This window comes from Streptomyces sp. URMC 124 (assembly GCF_051386455.1).
Taxonomy (GTDB): Bacteria; Actinomycetota; Actinomycetes; order Streptomycetales; family Streptomycetaceae; genus Streptomyces.
In genome coordinates this window covers 13,431-30,749 of record NZ_JBPQTS010000084.1, presented here as the reverse complement: position 1 = coordinate 30,749, position 17,319 = coordinate 13,431, and the positions used below count along the sequence as shown (strand labels likewise).

Annotated in this window: 15 protein-coding genes and 1 other RNA gene; 3 read left to right on the top strand and 13 right to left on the bottom strand. The window is 73.4% G+C overall.

Going from position 1 to position 17,319, the window contains the following annotated elements:
• Positions 1-259 precede the first annotated feature (259 nt).
• The 3 genes from ACSNOG_RS18890 to ACSNOG_RS18880 form a co-directional block, all read right to left on the bottom strand.
• Entirely contained in the window at positions 260-2,710 is a 2,451-nt protein-coding gene (locus ACSNOG_RS18890; RefSeq protein ID WP_436753826.1) for a HelD family protein, read from the bottom strand.
• A gap of 110 nt (positions 2,711-2,820) precedes the next feature.
• On the bottom strand, positions 2,821-3,636 hold the full coding sequence (locus tag ACSNOG_RS18885) for a zf-HC2 domain-containing protein (RefSeq protein ID WP_436753825.1): 816 nt from the start codon (positions 3,634-3,636) through the stop codon (positions 2,821-2,823).
• Positions 3,633-4,172 carry a sigma-70 family RNA polymerase sigma factor gene (locus tag ACSNOG_RS18880; RefSeq protein ID WP_436753824.1) on the bottom strand — a complete coding sequence of 180 codons (540 nt, stop codon included), beginning with the start codon at positions 4,170-4,172 and terminating at the stop codon, positions 3,633-3,635. The genes ACSNOG_RS18885 and ACSNOG_RS18880 overlap by 4 nt, the downstream gene beginning before the upstream one ends.
• A 257-nt stretch (positions 4,173-4,429) precedes the next feature.
• Here ACSNOG_RS18880 and ACSNOG_RS18875 point away from each other — a divergent pair, with 257 nt between their 5' ends.
• Complete coding sequence (locus ACSNOG_RS18875) at positions 4,430-5,380, top strand: CHRD domain-containing protein (RefSeq protein ID WP_436753823.1); 951 nt, start codon at positions 4,430-4,432, stop codon at positions 5,378-5,380.
• On the opposite strand, the gene ACSNOG_RS18870 is transcribed toward ACSNOG_RS18875, so the two are convergent.
• Together ACSNOG_RS18870 and ACSNOG_RS18865 are read right to left on the bottom strand one after the other, a co-directional pair.
• Positions 5,367-5,954, bottom strand: coding sequence for a CGNR zinc finger domain-containing protein (locus tag ACSNOG_RS18870; RefSeq protein WP_436753822.1), 588 nt, complete (start codon positions 5,952-5,954; stop codon positions 5,367-5,369). The two genes, ACSNOG_RS18875 and ACSNOG_RS18870, sit on opposite strands and share 14 nt — an antisense overlap.
• A 414-nt stretch (positions 5,955-6,368) precedes the next feature.
• Positions 6,369-7,328, bottom strand: coding sequence for a LysR family transcriptional regulator (locus ACSNOG_RS18865; protein ID WP_436753821.1), 960 nt, complete (start codon positions 7,326-7,328; stop codon positions 6,369-6,371).
• 84 nt (positions 7,329-7,412) lie between these two features.
• Here ACSNOG_RS18865 and ACSNOG_RS18860 point away from each other — a divergent pair, with 84 nt between their 5' ends.
• Entirely contained in the window at positions 7,413-8,696 is a 1,284-nt protein-coding gene (locus ACSNOG_RS18860) for an MFS transporter (RefSeq protein WP_436753820.1), read from the top strand.
• Here ACSNOG_RS18860 and ACSNOG_RS18855 read toward each other — a convergent pair.
• The 6 genes from ACSNOG_RS18855 to ftsE form a co-directional block, all read right to left on the bottom strand.
• Positions 8,674-9,900 (bottom strand): hypothetical protein, encoded by a 1,227-nt coding sequence (locus tag ACSNOG_RS18855; RefSeq protein WP_436753819.1) that lies wholly within the window; start codon positions 9,898-9,900, stop codon positions 8,674-8,676. The genes ACSNOG_RS18860 and ACSNOG_RS18855 overlap by 23 nt on opposite strands.
• 134 nt (positions 9,901-10,034) lie before the next feature.
• Positions 10,035-10,404: a transfer-messenger RNA gene (gene ssrA / locus ACSNOG_RS18850) on the bottom strand.
• Between the two features lie 85 nt (positions 10,405-10,489).
• Complete coding sequence (smpB, locus tag ACSNOG_RS18845; RefSeq protein WP_436753818.1) at positions 10,490-11,002, bottom strand: SsrA-binding protein SmpB; 513 nt, start codon at positions 11,000-11,002, stop codon at positions 10,490-10,492.
• 18 nt (positions 11,003-11,020) lie between these two features.
• Positions 11,021-12,265: a S41 family peptidase gene (locus ACSNOG_RS18840; protein WP_436753817.1), complete on the bottom strand. Its 1,245-nt coding sequence runs from the start codon at positions 12,263-12,265 to the stop codon at positions 11,021-11,023.
• A gap of 67 nt (positions 12,266-12,332) precedes the next feature.
• On the bottom strand, positions 12,333-13,247 hold the full coding sequence (gene ftsX / locus ACSNOG_RS18835) for a permease-like cell division protein FtsX (protein ID WP_336013397.1): 915 nt from the start codon (positions 13,245-13,247) through the stop codon (positions 12,333-12,335).
• Between the two features lie 9 nt (positions 13,248-13,256).
• Positions 13,257-13,946 (bottom strand): cell division ATP-binding protein FtsE, encoded by a 690-nt coding sequence (gene ftsE, locus ACSNOG_RS18830; RefSeq protein ID WP_436753816.1) that lies wholly within the window; start codon positions 13,944-13,946, stop codon positions 13,257-13,259.
• 256 nt (positions 13,947-14,202) lie between these two features.
• Between ftsE and ACSNOG_RS18825 the strand changes: the two genes are divergently transcribed.
• Entirely contained in the window at positions 14,203-14,397 is a 195-nt protein-coding gene (locus ACSNOG_RS18825) for a hypothetical protein (RefSeq protein WP_436753815.1), read from the top strand.
• Positions 14,398-14,480: 83 nt separating this feature from the next.
• Here ACSNOG_RS18825 and ACSNOG_RS18820 read toward each other — a convergent pair whose 3' ends face one another.
• Positions 14,481-15,608, bottom strand: coding sequence for a hypothetical protein (locus ACSNOG_RS18820; protein ID WP_436753814.1), 1,128 nt, complete (start codon positions 15,606-15,608; stop codon positions 14,481-14,483).
• A 242-nt stretch (positions 15,609-15,850) separates the two neighbouring features.
• The gene (prfB, locus tag ACSNOG_RS18815; protein ID WP_436753813.1) at positions 15,851-16,957 is read right to left on the bottom strand and encodes a peptide chain release factor 2; all 1,107 of its coding nucleotides are present in this window, start codon (positions 16,955-16,957) and stop codon (positions 15,851-15,853) included.
• Between the last annotated feature and the right edge of the window lie 362 nt (positions 16,958-17,319).

The following is a 17,319-nucleotide window of genomic DNA, read 5'->3' as shown; positions in this document are numbered from 1 at the left end:
CCCCTCTCAAGAGGGGCGCCCACCGGGACGTAGATGACACCGACCCGCCATGCTCGCCTCGCGGCAAGTGGTCGCTCGAAGCGACTAAGGTTGGGCCCGGGGGCTTGGATCGAGCCGGTGCCACACCCAGGCTAACAAACCGCCCCCGAAAGTCATTCCACCGGGAGAAGTTCACTTCCGGAGACTCCCCCGAGCGGCGGCCGGAGGGACATCACCCCCCGGTACCACCGCCCCGGCCCCGCGGCCTCGGCCCGCGGCCTCAGTCCCGCAGCAGGTCCGGAACGCCGTCCGCGTCCGGGTCGTCGCGCTCGCCGGAGAGCACCGTCAGCCGCTGCGTGGCGCGGGTCAGCGCCACGTACAGCACCCGCAGGCCCGCCGGGGACTCGTCGGCGATCTCGGCCGGGGAGACGACGACCGTCGCGTCGTACTCCAGGCCCTTGGCCTCCAGGCTGCCCAGCACCACCACCCGGTCGCCGAGCCCGGCCAGCCAGCCGCGGGCCTCGGCGCGCCGCCCCATGGGCACGACCACGCCGACCGTGCCCTCGACGTCCGCCAGCAGGTGCTCCGCCTCGGCCCGGACGGCCGGGCCGAGCGCGGCGCCCGCGACGGCGAAGCGCGGCACGACGCCGGTGGAGCGGACGGCCGCCGGGGACTCCATGCCGGGCATCGCCAGCGCCAGCACCTTGGCCGCGAGCTCGGCGATCTCCGCGGGGTTGCGGTAGTTCACGGTGAGCCGGAAGCGGGTGCGGCGGCGGGCGCCGAGCGCCTCGTCGCGGGCGGCGGCGGCCTCGTCCGGATCGGACCACGAGGACTGCGCCGGGTCGCCGACGATCGTCCAGGTGGCCGTACGGCCGCGGCGGCCGACCATCCGCCACTGCATGGGCGTGAGGTCCTGCGCCTCGTCCACGATGACGTGGGCGTAGTCGCGGCGCTCCTCGGCCAGGCGCTCGGCGCGCTCGCGGCGCGACTCCGAGCGCTGCGGCATCAGCTCCTCCAGCCCGGTGAGCGCGTCGAGCGGGTCGTACTCCCGCGGCTTCTTCGGGCGGGCCGGGGCGCCGAGGAGCGTCTCCAGCTCGTCCAGCAGGGCGACGTCGTGCACGGAGAGCGGGCCGCGCCCGGCGGCGTCCAGGCGGCGCAGCGAGCGGGCCAGGAGCCGGGTCTCGCGCGGGTTGAGCACCCGGCGCGCGAAGCGGGCGAGGCGCTTCTCGTCGGCCATGCACGCCAGCACCTGACGCGGCGTCAACTCCGGCCACCAGGCGTCGAGGAAGGCGAGGAAGTCGTCCTCGGTGGTGATGTCCTCGTCGAAGGCGGAGCGGGCCTCGGCGGCGAGCTCGGGGTCGGTGTAGCGCTTGGGGCCGCCGGCCCTGGACCACAGGGCGTCCAGGAGCAGCCGGCGGGCGCGCGGACGGAGCAGGTTGACCGGCGCCGTGCCGCCGAGGGCGGTGTTGCGGATGCGCTTGAGGTCCTCGGCGCCGAGCTCGATGCGGGCCCCGAAGGCGACGACGCGCAGGCGGTCGGGCGGTCCGGCCGGGGCGCCGCGGCGGCGGCCGCCGTTCGCGTCGGCGAGGGCGCCGTCCAGCGACAGCTGCCCGCCGTCGTCCTCCCCCGCGGGGGCCGCGGCGGACGGGCGTACCACGCCCGTCCCCCCGCCGGAGGACTCCAGCGCCCCCCGTACGGCCTTCCGCAGCACCTTGAGCATGCGCGAGGAGCCCTTGACGCGGGCCACGGCCGGCTCGTCGTACGTATCGGCCTCGGCGCCGTCCACCAGCGAGCCGACGGCCCGGATCGCGACCTGGCCCTCCTCGCCGAGGGAGGGCAGGACGCCCTCGGTGTAGGCGACGAGCAGCGGGGTCGGGGAGACGACGAGGATGCCGCCCGCGTAGCGGCGGCGGTCCTGGTAGAGCAGGTAGGCGGCGCGGTGCAGGGCCACGGCGGTCTTGCCGGTGCCGGGACCGCCCTCGACCTCGGTCACCGACGCGGCGGGCGCGCGGATGACCATGTCCTGTTCGGCCTGGATGGAGGAGACGATGTCGCGCATCGTGTGGCTGCGGGCCTGGCCGAGCGCCGCCATCAGCGCGCCGTCGCCGACGACCGGCAGGGTGCTCCCGCCGAGCGTGGCCGTCAGCTCCGGGCGCAGCAGGTCGTCCTCGACGCCGAGGACGCGGCGGCCCTTGGAGCGGATGACGCGGCGGCGGACGACGCGGCCGGGCGCGACGGGCGTGGCGCGGTAGAAGGGCGCGGCCGCGGGCGCCCGCCAGTCGATGACCAGCGGGGAGTAGCCGGCGTCGAGGACGCCGATGCGGCCGATGTGCAGGGTCTCGGCGATCTCGGCCCGGTCGCCGCGGACGGCGTCGTCGGCGGGCTCGACGGAGGTGTAGGCGCCGTCGGGGCCCTTCTTGCCGTCCTTGCCGAGCAGCAGGTCGATGCGGCCGAAGAGGAAGTCCTCGAATTCGCTGTTGAGCCGGTTGAGGTGCACCCCGGCGCGGAAGACCTGGGCGTCCCGCTCGGCGAGCGCGCCGGGCGTGCCGACCTGCCCGCGCTTGGCGGCGTCGTCCATGAGGAACTCGGCCTCGTGGATCTTCTCCTCCAGACGCCGGTAGACCCGGTCCAGATGCTGTTGTTCGGTACCGATCTCGCGGTCGCGGACCCCGTCGGGCTCACTCTGCGGTCCGGTCGCCACCTGCGCGTGTGTGGCGTTCTGCGCGGCCACCCAAGCCCCCTTCTGCTGTGCCTAGGGCAGCCGTCAACCGTACGCGAACAGGGGTACTGAGCGCACCTGTCGGGACATGACTGTTTTCATCGGGGTTGTAGGGTTTTCGGTCACACCTTGACGGTCGCGAGCAGTTTGCCGTCGAGTGTCCGCACCTCGAACCGGGAGATGTCGTTCCGGTTCAGCGCGGCGCCGCCGTGGGTGTACAGCGGCTCCTTGCTCCATTTGCCACCCTTGCCGGCCCGCTCGCCGGCCTCCCCGCCGGCCCCCTCGCCGCCGCCTTCACCGGCACCCGCGCCGGTCTCCCCGTCGCTCCCGTCCAGGCCGTAGCCGCCCGGCGGGACCGCCCACGTCGTGACCGTCTGCCGCTCCCCGTTCTTCCCCACGGCGACGAGATCGCAGGTCAGCGGGCCCCTGACGTGGGACAGCCGGAGGGCCACATGGGTGCCCCACGCCTTCGGCTGCAGCGAGACCGTCGCGTCGACCTTCGTCGCCGGGTCCACCGCGCCGATCTTCTCGCCGTCCTCGTACATCTGCTTGGCCGCGCTCACACCGCTGTGGTCCGGGGCCTTCTCGGAGAAGACCGCGGCACCCGCCAGCGGGCCCGCGACGATCAGCGCGGCGGCGGCCGCGGCCAGGCACAGCCGGCGGGTGCGCCGCGCCCTGCGGCCGGCGGCGACGGCGGCGAGCAGCCCGTCGAGCAGCGCCGGGTCCGGGCGCGGCGCGACGGACTCCGGTCCGGGCGCGGACTCCTTGAGCTCCGCGAGGAGCGGGGTCAGGCCCATCAGGCCGTCGAGCTCGGCGGCACACCGCGCGCACCCGGCCAGGTGCTCCTCGAACCGGGCGGCGTCCGCCGCGTCGAGAACGCCGAGGGCGTAGGCGCCCACCTCGGTGTGCCGGTCGTGGTCCGGTGCCGGCCGGTTCATGCCGTCACTCCTCGTTCTTCGAGCGAGAGCTTCATCGAGCGCAGTGCGTAGAAGACCCGGGACCGCACGGTCCCCGCCGGCACGCCCAGCACCTCGGCCGCCTCGCTCACGGTACGTCCCCTGAAATACGTCTCGATCAGCGCCTCCCGGTGGGCCTCCGTCAGGTCGCCCAGGGCGTCGGAGATGGTCATCAGGCGCAGCGCCCGGTCGATCTCGTCGGCCGCCGGGAGGAGTTCCAGCGGCCCGGGGTCGACCTCGCGCGGCCGCGCCTGGCGGCTGCGGTGGTTGTCTATGACGATGCGCCGGGCGACGGTCACCAGCCAGGGCCGTACGGAGCCGGGGGCCCCGCGCAGCCGGTCGGCGTTGCGCCACGCGCGCAGCAGCGTCTCCTGGACGACGTCCTCGGCGCGCTGGCGGTCCCCGTCCACCAGCCGCAGGACGAAGGCGAGGAGCGGGCCCGCGTGCTCGTCGTAGAGCGCGCGCATCAGGGCTTCGTCGGGACTCGTCCTGTCAGCCACGGCGGCATCCTTGCGCAAGGCTTCCCCCTGGTCGATAGCGCGCGTCGGTGTTCGCTGTCCGTGCGCGCGCCTCCGTTCCGGCCGGCCGGTGCCTCCGCGGTGACGCGGGTGCGCCGGGGCACTCGGCCATGGGTACGGACGCGACGGCGCCCGCGTTCAGCGGCGGCGGCGTGACGCAGGTCTCTGTTCCCGGCTGAATGGCGGACCCGCCGGCCCCGTACGACAGCCCGGACAGCCGGCGCAGGGGGCACCGGCTCCGTACGGGGAGGTTCACCATGAACCGTTTCGGCAAGCGCAAGGCCGTCGTCATCGGCGTCACCGCAGCGGCCGTCGCCGCGGGGGTCGGCATCGCCTTCGCGGTGGTGCCGGGGGACGGCGGAGACGGTGACGGGAGCGGCCGGCAGGACGCCGTCTCCTTCGCCGCCGGCCTCACCGGGGCGAACGAAGTGCCCGCGGCGGACGGCAAGGCCACCGGCGACCGGGACGGGCAGGCCCTCGCCTTCCTGCGCGTCCGGGGCGACGAGGTGGCCTACGCCTTCTCCTTCCGCGGCATCGCGACGCCCACCGCCGCCCACCTCCACCAGGGCGGGCGCGGCGAGAACGGCGACGTGCGGATCCCGTTCTTCGCCCGGAAACTGCCCGACGGGCGCAGCAGCGCCACCGGCACGGTGAAAGTCACCGACCGGAAGGTCCTGGAGGCGCTGAAAACCCGGCCCGACGGCTTCTACTTCAACCTGCACACCGGCGAGTTCCCCGGCGGTGCGGTACGGGGGCAGGCGCACCGGCTCAGCGCGCCGCTCGACGTGAACACCGCCGTGAAGAGCGCGCGGCAGGCGTCCGTCGTCGAAGGCCGCCAGATCTACGCGTGCACCCGTCAGGACGGCGGCGGCTTCGCGTTCACCCAGGACAACGTCTCCGCCACGCTCGGCGGGAACATCGCCCACTCCTTCGTACGGCCCGGAGGCGACCCCCAGTGGATCGCGCCCGACCGCTCCGCCGTCACCGGCACGGTCCTCGTCAAAACGCCGAACGGGGACGGCAACATCCCCGAACTGGGCCTGCGCGCCACCCGGTCGGGCGCCGGCACGGGCCTCCTCGCCTCCACCACGGAGATCCTGCGGCTGAACACGCGCGGCGGCGTCGCCCCCGCCGGGCCCTGCGACCCGCAACGGCAGCCGAAGACGGCCGTGCCCTACCGGGCCGACTACGTCTTCATCGCGCGTTGACCGCACGGCGGCGGTGGCGCGCCACCCGCTCGCGGTTGCCGCACACCTCGCTCGAACACCAGCGGCGCCGGCGGCCCCGGGACGTGTCCAGATACACCAGCGAACACGTCTCGCCCTCGCAACGGCGCAGCTGCCCGCGCGCCGCCGGGTCCGTGAGCAGCTCCACCGCGTCCCGGGCGATCCCGCCCACGACGGCGCCGCAGTCGGGGGCCGCGCCGACCGTACGCACCAGAGTGCCGTCCTCCGCCCGCACGGCCCGCAGCGCGGGCGGCGCCGTCGCGGCGAGGGCGTTCACGCGCTCCAGGTCCGGATCCGCGGCGCGGCCGTCCACCTCGGCGTGGACGATCCGGTGCAGCAGGTCGCGGACCGCACGCACGCTGGCCAGCCAGGCGGCGTCCACGGCCGGCAAGGGGGTGCCGGGCGGGACGGCGCCGGACGCCACGAGCCAGTCCCGCAGCCGGTCGGGGCTGTCGAGCCGCTCGACCGGCTCGTGCCCGAACCGGCCGCCGCCCGTGGCCACCAGATCCAGACAGAGCCGCCCGGCATCGAATCTCAGGTCAGAGAAGCCCGTCACCACCCCACCAGAGTGCCTCGCGGCAAGCCCCCGTGAAACCCCTCGGCCCCATGACGCCCGGCCACCGCCACGACGCAAGCAACGGCCGGACAGCCCGGTCCCACCCCCTACCGCCACGGCGACGAACAACCCCACAGCGAACCCCGGTGGGGGCCGATCACCGCCGCGGCGGAAGAAGCCTCCGGGCAGCCCAACCACATCCCCTACCGCCGCCACGGCGAACAACCCCCACGGCGAAGCCCGGCGGTGCCGACACCACCCGCAGCACGGCCCGGCACCGCCGGACACCCCGGTGGGAGCCGATCACCGACGTGGCGGAAGGAACGGCCGGGCGCCCGGCCGCAGCCGCTGCCGCCGCGGCAGAGCGGGCCGGCTGCCGGCAGCCCCAGGTGTCGTGCCGGGTCCCGCGGCGTTTCACGCCGCCATCGCGGTCGCGTCCGGGTCCGGTAGCCATGAGTTCGGCGGGCGGGTCATCCAGGCGTGGCGGGCGGACAGCGTCGTGGCCGCCGTGTGGAGGGACGTCAGGGCCGGGTGGCGCAGGCCCCGGCGCCAGACCATGGAGACAGGGGAGAGCGGGACGGGGTCCACGAGGGGGCGGAGCACCATCTCGGGGACCTCGATGAACTCCACGCTCGCCAGCACCGACCAGCCCCGCCGCCGCACGACCCGTACGAACTCCCCCTTCCCTTCGATCTCCGGGAAGGGCGCGGCGATGCCGATGCCCCGCCCGGCGAAGAGCCGTTCGGCGAGGTCGGTCCACTCGGCGGTGGCCGGGTTGCCGGCGGCGGCGTAGAGCGTCTCGCCGGCGAGGGAGCCGAGGGGCACCTCGGGCAGGGCGGCGAGCCGGTGCCCGGCGGGCAGGAGCACGGCCATCGGCTCGTACCGCACGGGCCGGTGCTCCAGCTGCGCCTGCACGGCGGGGTCGAGTCCCGCGATCCGGCCGAAGGACACGTCGAGCCGCCCCGCGAGGATCTCCGCGGCGGCGCCGGTGAGCCCGCTGTGGAAGCGGGCGACGAGCTCGTGCTCGGGCGCGGCCTGCCGCGCGGCGGTGAGCACCCGGTACCCGGTGCCGACCGTCGCCGCGCAGTCCACGATCAGCGGCCGCTCCTCGCGCGCCCAGGCGGCGTCCAGCTCGTCGTGGGCGGCGAGCACCCGCCGCGCGTACGGCAGCAGCCGCTCCCCTTCCGCGGTGAGGGCGACCTGCCGCGTCGTGCGGGCGAACAACTCGCCGCCCAGGCGCGCTTCGAGCCGTCGCACGTCGCGGCTGAGCGCCTGCTGGGCGGTGAACAGCCGGGTCGCGGCGCGAGTGAAGTGCATTTCCTCGGCCACGGCAACGAAGGCGCGCAGGAGCCGCGGCTCTATGTCGTAGGGCACGCACGGCAGTCAACAACAGATGTGCGTGAATGGCGAGCGATCAGGTGTTGGACCGCGCGACCGGGGCGCGGCGAGGCTGAGGCCATGCCCTCGTCCCCCTCCAAGCCCTCCTCCCCCTCCAAGCCCTCGCTCCGTTACCGGCGTTCGCTCCGCTCCAATCCGTACGCCCGCCTGTTCGCCCTGCCCGGCACCCGTGCCTTCACCGCGTGGAACCTGCTGGCCCGGATGCCCATGGGCATGTTCGGCGTGGGCGCCGTGATGATGATCTCCGCCGAGCGCGGTTCGTACGCGCTGGCCGGCGCCGTCACCGCGACGGGCCTGGCCGCGACGGCGCTGGCGGGCCCGTGGACGGCCCGGCTCGTGGACCGCTACGGCCAGGCGCGCGTCACCGTCCCGGCCTCCGCGTTCGCCGCCCTGGGCTCGCTGTCGCTGGTGCTGTGCGTGTACGCCGACGCCCCCGCCTGGACCCTGTTCGCGTCGTACGCGGCGACGGCCACCACCCCCAACACGGGCGGGATGTCCCGCGCCCGCTGGGCGCATCTCCTGCGCGCCGACGCGGCCGCGCTGCACACCGCCAACGCCTTCGAACAGGCCGTGGACGAGGCGTGCTTCATGCTCGGCCCGGTCCTCGCGACGTTGCTGTGCTCGTCCTTCTTCCCGGGGGCGGGCACGCTCACCGCCGCGCTGATGTTCGTCACGGGCGCGGTGCTCTTCGCGGCGCAGAAGCGCACCGAACCGCCGGTATCCGCCACGCCCCTGAAGCAGCGCTCGCCCCTGCGGGGCAATCGCGGACTCGCCGCGATCCTGGCCGTCTTCGTCTGCACCGGCGCGCTGTTCGGCTCGCTGGAGGTGGTGACGATCGGCTTCGCCGACGCGCAGGGCCACCGCGCGGCCGCGGGCGCCGTCCTGGGCCTGCAGGCGGCGGGTTCGTGCGCGGCGGGCCTGCTCTACGGGCTGAGGCGCCCGGTCTCCCCCGCGTCCGCCCGCTTCCCGCGCTGCCTGGCGGCGATGGCCGCCCTGGCCCTGCTGCCGCTGCTGACGACGACGGCGGGCGGCGGACTGCCGCTCCTCGCGGCCGCGCTGCTCCTGGCGGGCATGGCGACGGCGCCCACCATGGTCACGGGCATGAACCTGGTCCAGGGCCTGACCCCGCCGGGCAGCCTGAACGAGGGCATGACGCTGGCCGTGACGGGCCTGCTGGCGGGCATAGCGGCCGGCTCGGCGACCGGCGGCTGGGCCGTCGAACACCTGGGGGCCGCGGGCTACGCGGTGCCGGCGGGGGCCGCGGCGGCCGCGCTGGTCGTGGCGACGGCGAGCCGGAGGGCACTCGCGGGGCGCCGCGCGCTCAGCGTGCGGCCCGCCGCCTGAGCAGCGCGCCCAGGCCCGCGGCCGCCAGCACCCCGGCCGTCGTACCGCCCGCCACGTACGCCACCGTCGTCGCGGAAGCCCCCGGGCCCCCGCCGTCCCCGTCACCCCGGCCGGACGCGCCCGCGGCCCCGGCGGTGACCTGCAGCTTTCCGACCTTCGTCACCCGCCCGTGGTGGCTGGCGACGGTGACCTCATAGCTCCCGGGCGCGAGCCCCCGCCGGATCCGCGCGGGCGCGAAGTAGCGCGGGTCGTCCCCGTCCGCCGCCTTGCTGTCGTCGCGCCGCAGCCGCACCGGCCGCTCGAAGGCCGGCGAGGTGGCCGTCAGCCGCTCCTCCTCGCCCCGGTCGGGCGAGCGGTCGCGCCACAGGACGTTGACGGTGCCGCCCGCGGGGACCCGGTGCCCGTGGGCCCGGGCGTCCTCCGGGCCGGTCTCGGCCCTGGCGTCGAAGAACGCCGGGCCGCGGGCCCGCCCCACGTAGTCCCGGTCACCGGGCCGCGCCGCGCGGACGACCAGCGGCTTCTCGTCGACGACGCGGCCGCCTGCCCCGTACAGCGTGACCTTGTACGTTCCGTCGCGCGTGCCCGGCGGCAGCTCGGCGGCGCCGGAGAACAGCCGCGGGTTGTTCCAGTCCGTGCTCGACGGGTCGTGCGTAAGCCGCACCGGCGCGCGGAAGGCGGGCGAGTGCACGGAGAAGGAGCGCCCGGTCTCGCCCGGGTACAGGTCGTCGTACGCCATCCACAGCCGCTCCCCCGGCCGCAGCACCTGACCGGGCGTCGTCACCGAGAAGCTCGGCCGCTCCGACGGCTTCACCTCGACGCGCTCCTCGGCCACGATCCGGCCGCCGGCCCGGACCTTCAGCGGGTACGTGCCCGGCTCGGTGGTCATCGCGATGGCGGGGCGGCCGTGGTGGCCGTCCTCGTCGGGGGCGAGCCGGACGGGGCGCGCGAAGACGGGCGAGGAGACGGTCACATCGCCGTGTCCGCGGATCCCCTGCACCTGTATGTCGACGAGCTCGCCCGGGCGGTTGTCGAAGGCGCTGTTGAGCAGTAGGTGCACGCCGCCGTCGCCGCCGTCGCCCTCGTCGGCGGACGCCGGGCCCGCGCCGCCGGCGAGCCACAGGGCCCCCGCGGCCAGCACGGCGGCCGCGGCCGTGCGCCTGCGGATGGCCGTGCGCGTGCGAACGGGCGTGCGCGTGCGGTTCACCGGGCCACCACCCCCTCGCCATGGAGCGTCATCAAGAAAGAGGGCCGGGAAAGCCGATCGGTTGCCCGGCCGGGCACGACAAAAGCCCCTGATCCGCGTTTCCGCAGATCAGAGGCTTTTGTTTCACATGGGATGAGTGGAGATGGCGGGAATCGAACCCGCGTCCAACGGTGCAGAATCAGGGCTTCTCCGAGCGCAGTCCGCTGCGATTTTCTCGGCCCCGGAGATCACGCGGACAAGTCTCCGACGGGCTCAGTCACTGTTTGATTTCCCACCAGGCCCCGTGACCGGGCCTAGTGGTTTAGTTCCCTAGCTGATGCCAGGATCCGGGTCGGGAACAGCCCCGGGCTGACACTTCGCAAGTCGCTACTTAGGCAGCGAGGGCGAAGGAATCGCGCTTGGTGTTGGCGATTATTGGTTGCGACATATGGTTTACGAGATCATTGCCGCTTCCTCGGCTCGCTTCCCCTGCTTCGACATCCGCTGTCGAAACCGATCATCCCCATGTTGATTTTTCAAACTGCGCACCGGGTACCACCCCGTGTGCTACGCCCATCGTACGTGACCGATGGGCACCCGTGCCAGCGTATTACCGCTGCTGGGCCCGCGCGGCCGTCGCCCGCTGCCGGCGGCGCGCCGCGGCGATCGCACGGTTCGACTCGCGGGTGTCCTGCTTCTCGCGCAGGGTCTGCCGCTTGTCGTACTCCTTCTTGCCCTTGGCGAGGGCAATCTCGACCTTGGCCCGGCCCTCCTTGAAGTAGATGGCGAGGGGCACGATGGTGTGTCCCGTCTCCTGCGACTTGGAGTCGAGCTTGTCGATCTCGGCCCGGTGCATCAGGAGCTTGCGCTTGCGGCGCGCGCTGTGGTTGGTCCACGTGCCCTGGGTGTACTCGGGGATGTGGGCGTTGTGCAGCCACGCCTCACCGCCGTCGATCTGCACGAAGCCGTCCACCAGCGAGGAGCGCCCCTGGCGCAGCGACTTCACCTCGGTGCCGGTCAGCACCATGCCGCACTCGTAGGTGTCCAGAATGTGGTAGTCGTACCGCGCCTTCTTGTTCTGCGCGACGAGCTTGCGCCCCGTCTCTTTCTTCTCTTTAGCCATAGCGCCGCCATTCTCGCACTACGACCCGCCCCCGAGGCCACTCAATACTGTGCGGGCCCGCTGCTCGGCGTCGCCGTGGACCAGCAGGTCGGGGGCGATGCCCTGGCCGTCGACGGCGCGGCCGGCGGGGGTGCGGTAGAGGCCCACGGTGAGCTCCGCGACCGAGCCGTCCGCGAGGCGGCTCGGCATCTGCACGGAGCCCTTGCCGAAGGTCCGCGAGCCGACGACGACGGCCCGGCCACGGTCCTGCAGGGCGCCCGCCAGCAGCTCGGCCGCGCTCATCGTGCCGCCGTCGACCAGGACGACGAGCGGCCGGGCGGTCACCGTGCCGGCCCGGGCCTCCAGGGAACGCTGGCTGCCGTGCACGTCGTAGGTGGCGACGAGGCCGCCGTTGAGGAAGGCGGACGCGGCCCGCACCGCCTCGCCGACCAGGCCGCCGGGGCTCCCCCGCAGATCCAGCAGGATGCCCTCGCCGGGCTGCGCCGCCGCGGCCGCCGCGCGCACCTGATCGCCCGTGCCGCGCGCGAAGGAACCGACCTTGATCCTCAGGGCCGGGCCGAGCGCCTCGCTGCGGACGAGGTGCTCGGCCGTCACGCTCTCGTTGGCCAGCCGCTCCCGGTACAGCGTGCGCACCCAGCTGTCCCCGGCGCGCTCGACCTCGACCCGTACGGGCGTGCCGGGGGCGGAGCGGGCCGCATCGCCCCGCAGCAGGGCGACGACGTCGGTGACGGGGAAGTCGTCGAGGAGCGCGCCGTCGATGCTGCGCAGCCGGTCGCCGGAGCGGAGCCCGGCGCGGTCCGCGGGGCTGCCGGGGCGCACGCTGTCGACCTCGGTGCGGCCGCCGGCGCCGCGCCGCGCGGCGATGCCCACCCCGATGTAGGCGCCGTTCAGGGCGCGCTCCAGGCCCTCGTACTCGCGGGCGCTGTAGACGGCGCTCCAGCGGTCGCCGCTGCGGCCGACGACCTCGGCGGCGGCCTCGGTGCCGGACCGGCCGTCCTCGACGGCCCGCGCGGCGGCGGCCTCGACCTCGGCGTGGTCCACCGGGGCGCCCGCCCCGGCGCCCGCGTCCGCGACGGCGCGGTCCGCGGGTCTCGCCGCGGTGCGCGGGGCCGTGCGGGCCTCCGTCGCCTTCCGGCCGTCCTGGCCCTGCGGGGTCCAGGAGCCGGCCGCGGCGCCGGTGGCCAGCACGCCCGCGAAGACCAGCGTCAGCGCGGCGCCGCGGCGGGCGCGGCGCTGCGGATGGAACATCGACGGGCCGGGCATGCGCGTGAGTCTAGGACACCGAGGCGCGCCGTACGGGGAGTTGACCGTACGACGCCCTTGGCCCACGTCACACCTTGAGGTACTTACGCAGCGCCGCGAACGCCGCCAGCGCGGGCATGAGCAGCCCGATCGCGAGCACCAGCGGGAGCTTGGCCAGCACCGCGTCCCAGCCGATGAACTGGATGAGGTCGATCTGGTCGACCAGCCAGTTGTTCACCAGGAAGTAGTGGCCGCTGACCAGCAGCATGCACGCGAGGCCCGCGCCCAGCAGCCCGGCGAAGGCCGCCTCCATGATGAACGGGATCTGGATGTAGAAGCTGGAGGCGCCGACCAGCCGCATGATCCCGGTCTCCCGGCGGCGGCTGAACGCGGACACCCGGACGGTGTTGACGATCAGCATCAGCGCCACGACGAGCATCAGGGCCATCACGCCGAGCGCCGCGTAGTTCATGCCGTTGACCAGGTTGAAGAGGTTGGACAGGACGTCCTTCTGGTCCTGCACCATCTGCACGCCCGGGCGCTGCGAGAAGGCGGTCGAGATGACCTCGAACTTGGTGGGGTCCTTGAGCTTGACGCGGAAGGACTCCTGCATCTGGTCCGGCGTGACGAAGCCCGCGATCGGCGACTTCTTGTCGAACTGCTCCTTGTAGTGCTTGTACGCCTCGTCGGCCGTCTCGAACTCGACCTTCTGGACGACGCTCATCTTCTCCAGATCGGCGCGGATCTCCTTCTTCTGGTCCTCCGTGGCCGCTCCCTTGGCACAGGAGGGGAAGGACTCCGCGTCGGTCTTGTTGCAGAGGTAGATGGAGACGTTGACCTTGTCGTACCAGTAGCCCTTCATCGTGCTCGCCTGCTCGCGCATGAGCAGGGACCCGCCGAAGAGGGCCAGCGAGAGGGCCACGGAGACGATCACCGCGAAGGTCATCGTGAGATTGCGGCGGAGACCGACGCCGATCTCCGAGAGGACGAACTGGGCGCGCATGGCGTCCTTTCAGTGCTGGTAGCCGTACACGCCGCGCGACTGGTCGCGTACGAGGCGTCCCTTTTCCAATTCGATGACGCGCTTGCGCATCTGGTCCACGATCTGCTGGTCGTGGGTGGCCATGATGACCGTGGTCCCCGTCCGGTTGATCCGGTCGAGCAGCTTCATGATGCCCACCGAGGTCTGCGGGTCGAGGTTGCCCGTCGGCTCGTCCGCGATCAGCAGCATCGGGCGGTTGACGAACGCCCGGGCGATCGCCACGCGCTGCTGCTCGCCACCGGAGAGCTCGCCCGGCCGGCGGTCCTCCTTGCCGCCCAGCCCCACCAGCTCCAGCACCTGCGGGACGGCCTTCCTGATCTCCCCGCGCGGCTTGCCGATCACCTCCAGCGCGAAGGCGACGTTCTCGCTGACGGTCTTGTTGGGCAGCAGCCGGAAGTCCTGGAAGACCGTGCCCAGCTGGCGGCGCATGGTGGGCACCTTCCAGTTGGACAGCCGGGCCAGGTCCTTGCCCAGCACGTGCACCTGGCCGGTGCTCGCGCGCTCCTCGCGGAGCAGCAGCCTCAGGAAGGTGGACTTGCCGGAACCCGAGGACCCGACCAGGAAGACGAACTCGCCTTTCTCGATCTCGAGCGAGACGTCACGGAGCGCCGGACGGTTCTGCTTCGGGTAGGACTTGGAGACGTTGTCGAATCGGATCACGAGTGCACCACGCGTCGACCTGGATAGGGGGCACGGACCGCCGCGGGGGCGGCTTCCGTTCGGTGTGCGTGACCATACGCGAACGAGCCGTGCACGCGCAGGCAGCGGACGGGGTCGGCGCGTTTATTACCGACATCTTCGGGGACAAAACGAGGACAATCGGCCCGCACGCGCCGTTCCGCGCGGGAGCTGGCACAGTGGTAGGGGGAACCGCTCGGGTCCCTCGCGCGTTGGACGTACCGGAGGAGGAGATCGCATGACATGCGACCGACTGGTGTGCGCCAACTGCGCGGGCCCCGTCAGTGAGGGCCGCTGCCCGGTGTGCCGGGCCAGCAGGGAGCGGCTGCAGCACCAGGACGGCATCTTCGCCGGCCTGACCCCTGCGGCGCTGATCGCCCTGCTGGTGGCGCTGGTGGCGGTGGCCGTGCTCGCACACGGATTCGCCGGGTAACGGCACGCATACGGAGACGGATACGGAAAGGGCCCGGAGCGCTGAGCGCTCCGGGCCCTTCCGCGCGTTTACGCCTTAGCCGATCAGGCCGCCGCCGTGCCCGCGCCGCGGGTCATGAGGCGGGGCAGCAGCCGGAAGCCGACGCCGCCCGCGATCATGGTCGCGGCACCGATCACGAGGAAGCCGGTCTGCGAAGCACCGGTCTCGGCCAGCTGCTCCTTGGGCTTGGCCTGCTGCACGGGCTTGCTGCCCGCGCTGTCCGGGTCCGCGTTGTTGCCGCAGTTGCTGCTGGTGTCGACCGGGCAGACCTTGCCCTGGTCGCCGGAGTCACTGCCACCGGAACCGGAACCGGAGCCGCCCGTGGCGGCGGTGCCGCTCTGGTCACCGCCGGTGCTGCCCTCGCCACCACCGGTGGAAGAGGAACCGGAGGAGGAACCGGAGCCGGAGGACCCGGAGCCCGAGGAGGAACCGCCGGAGGTGGAGCTGCCGCCGGTGGAGCCGGGCTCGCCGGTGGAGCCGGTCGAGCCGGTGCTGCCGGTGGAACCCGTGGAGCCCGTGCTGCCCGTGGAGCCGGTGCTACCGGTGGAACCCGTCGAGCCGGTCGAACCGGTCGAACCCGTGGTGCCGGTGGAGCCGGTGCTACCGGTGGAACCAGTGGTGCCCGTGGAACCGGTGGTGCCCGTGGAGCCCGTGCTGCCGGTCTCACCGTTCGTACCGGTGGAACCCGTGGTGCCGGTGGTGCCGGTGGTGCCGGTGGAACCGGTCGAGCCCGTGGTGCCGGTGGAACCCGTGGTGCCGGTCGAGCCCGTGGTGCCGCTGGTGCCCGAGCTGCCGGTGGTCTCACCGGAGCCGCCGCCGACGCTGCCGGTGGAGCCCGTAGAGCCGGTGGTACCGGTGGAGCCCGTGGAACCGGTCGAGCCGGTGGTGCCGGTCTCGCCCGTGGAACCGGTCGAGCCGGTCGAGCCGGTCGTTCCGGTGGTGCCCGTGGAGCCGGTGGTGCCCGTGTTGCCGCCCGTGGTGGGCGGCTGCGGGATCTGGTCCGGGTCGTCGGGAGAGCCGACGCCGTGGACGCCCGCCTTCACGCCGACCCCTGCGACCTGGACGTTGACGCCGGCGGCCGAAGCCGCGCCGGCGGCAGTCAGCGAAGCGCCCGCGGCAACCACTGCGCCTGCGGCTATGCGCGCGACACGCAGTCGCGTCTTCTTCGTCATATGCCTGCTACCCCCAGTAGCTAACTCGTCATTGGAGCAGCTCTGCACGGGGCGGTGGCGCTCTGAAAGGCCTGGCACAGCCGGCCGGCCTGCCGCACGACGTCGGCGGCACTGTCGACCGGGCCGCATGCCCCCGCCACACGCGCCCCAGTGCTACGCGTGCCGCGCGCCAGCCTTTCCAGTTTTTGACGCAGCGTCAAGCCGGTTACGGGCGGGATGTCCGGCTATAGGGGCGGTTGGGGTTACTTCTCCTGCTGCTTGCGCCAGCGGATACCGGCCTCGAGGAAGCCGTCGATGTCACCGTCGAGAACGGCCGTCGGGTTACCGACCTCGAACTCGGTGCGGAGGTCCTTGACCATCTGGTACGGGTGCAGGACGTACGAACGCATCTGGTTACCCCAGGAGTTGCCGCCGTCGCCCTTGAGCGCGTCCATCTTGGCCTGCTCCTCCTGGCGGCGGCGCTCGAGGAGCTTGGCCTGGAGGACGTTCATGGCGCTCGCCTTGTTCTGGATCTGGGAGCGCTCGTTCTGGCAGGAGACGACGATGCCGGTCGGGATGTGCGTGATCCGGACCGCGGAGTCGGTCGTGTTGACGCCCTGACCGCCGGGGCCCGAGGCGCGGTACACGTCCACGCGCAGCTCGGACTCGTCGATCTCCACGTGGTCGGACTGCTCGACGACCGGCAGCACCTCGACGCCCGCGAAGGAGGTCTGGCGGCGGCCCTGGTTGTCGAAGGGCGAGATGCGCACGAGGCGGTGCGTGCCCTGCTCGACGGAGAGCGTGCCGTAGGCGTACGGGGCCTTGACGACGAAGGTGGTCGACTTGATGCCGGCCTCTTCCGCGTACGAGGTCTCGTAGATCTCGGACGAGTAGCCGTGGCGCTCGGCCCAGCGCAGGTACATGCGCTGCAGGCGCTCGGCGAAGTCGGAGGCGTCGACGCCGCCGGCCTCGGCGCGGATGTTGACGAGGGCCTCGCGCGCGTCGTACTCACCGGAGAGGAGGGTGCGGACCTCCATCTCGTCCAGCGCCTTGCGGACCGAGGCGAGCTCGGCCTCGGCCTCGGCGCGGGTGTCCGCGTCGTCCTCGGCCTCGGCGAGCTCGAAGAGCACCCCGAGGTCGTCGATGCGGCCGCGCAGGGTCTCGGTCTTGCGCAGCTCCGCCTGGAGGTGCGACAGCTGACTGGTGATCTTCTGCGCCGCCTCCGGGTCGTCCCACAGGGACGGGGCGGCCGCCTGCTCCTCGAGCACGGCGATGTCAGCCCTCATCCTGTCGAGGTCCAGGACGGCCTCGATCGACCCCATGGTCGAGGAGAGGGACTTCAGCTCTTCGGATACGTCAACGACTGCCACGCACCCAGCCTAACGGCTACGCCGCGCTTCCCCGCCCTCAAGCCCCCGATGGGACCTCACCCCCACCCCGGACCGCCGCCCGGCCGCCGCGGCGTCACCGGGGAATCCGGCACTGCCCACCACACCTCGCGCCCCCGGCGAAGGCCGAACGGCACCGCCGGACCGCGCCGCGGGGGCCGGGCGCCGTTGCGGCGGACGGGGAGGCGGCGCCGCCGAAGCCCGGCGAACCGGGCCACCCCGGCCCGGCCCCGCACGCGGCACTCCCCTGCCCCGTGCACCTGCCTGCCTGCCCGCCTGCCCGCCGACTGCCATTCCTCCGCCGCCACGGCGATCAACCCCACCGGGATATCCGGCGGTGCCGG

Coding starts and splice junctions, on each gene's coding strand:
- ACSNOG_RS18875 (WP_436753823.1), top strand. CDS start 4,430: ATGAACCGTTTCGGCAAGCGCAAGGCCGTCGTCATCGGCGTCACCGCA.
- ACSNOG_RS18820 (WP_436753814.1), bottom strand. CDS start 15,608: ATGACGAAGAAGACGCGACTGCGTGTCGCGCGCATAGCCGCAGGCGCA.
- ACSNOG_RS18825 (WP_436753815.1), top strand. CDS start 14,203: ATGACATGCGACCGACTGGTGTGCGCCAACTGCGCGGGCCCCGTCAGT.
- smpB (WP_436753818.1), bottom strand. CDS start 11,002: ATGGCTAAAGAGAAGAAAGAGACGGGGCGCAAGCTCGTCGCGCAGAAC.
- ftsX (WP_336013397.1), bottom strand. CDS start 13,247: ATGCGCGCCCAGTTCGTCCTCTCGGAGATCGGCGTCGGTCTCCGCCGC.
- ACSNOG_RS18885 (WP_436753825.1), bottom strand. CDS start 3,636: ATGAACCGGCCGGCACCGGACCACGACCGGCACACCGAGGTGGGCGCC.
- ACSNOG_RS18860 (WP_436753820.1), top strand. CDS start 7,413: ATGCCCTCGTCCCCCTCCAAGCCCTCCTCCCCCTCCAAGCCCTCGCTC.
- ACSNOG_RS18840 (WP_436753817.1), bottom strand. CDS start 12,265: ATGCCCGGCCCGTCGATGTTCCATCCGCAGCGCCGCGCCCGCCGCGGC.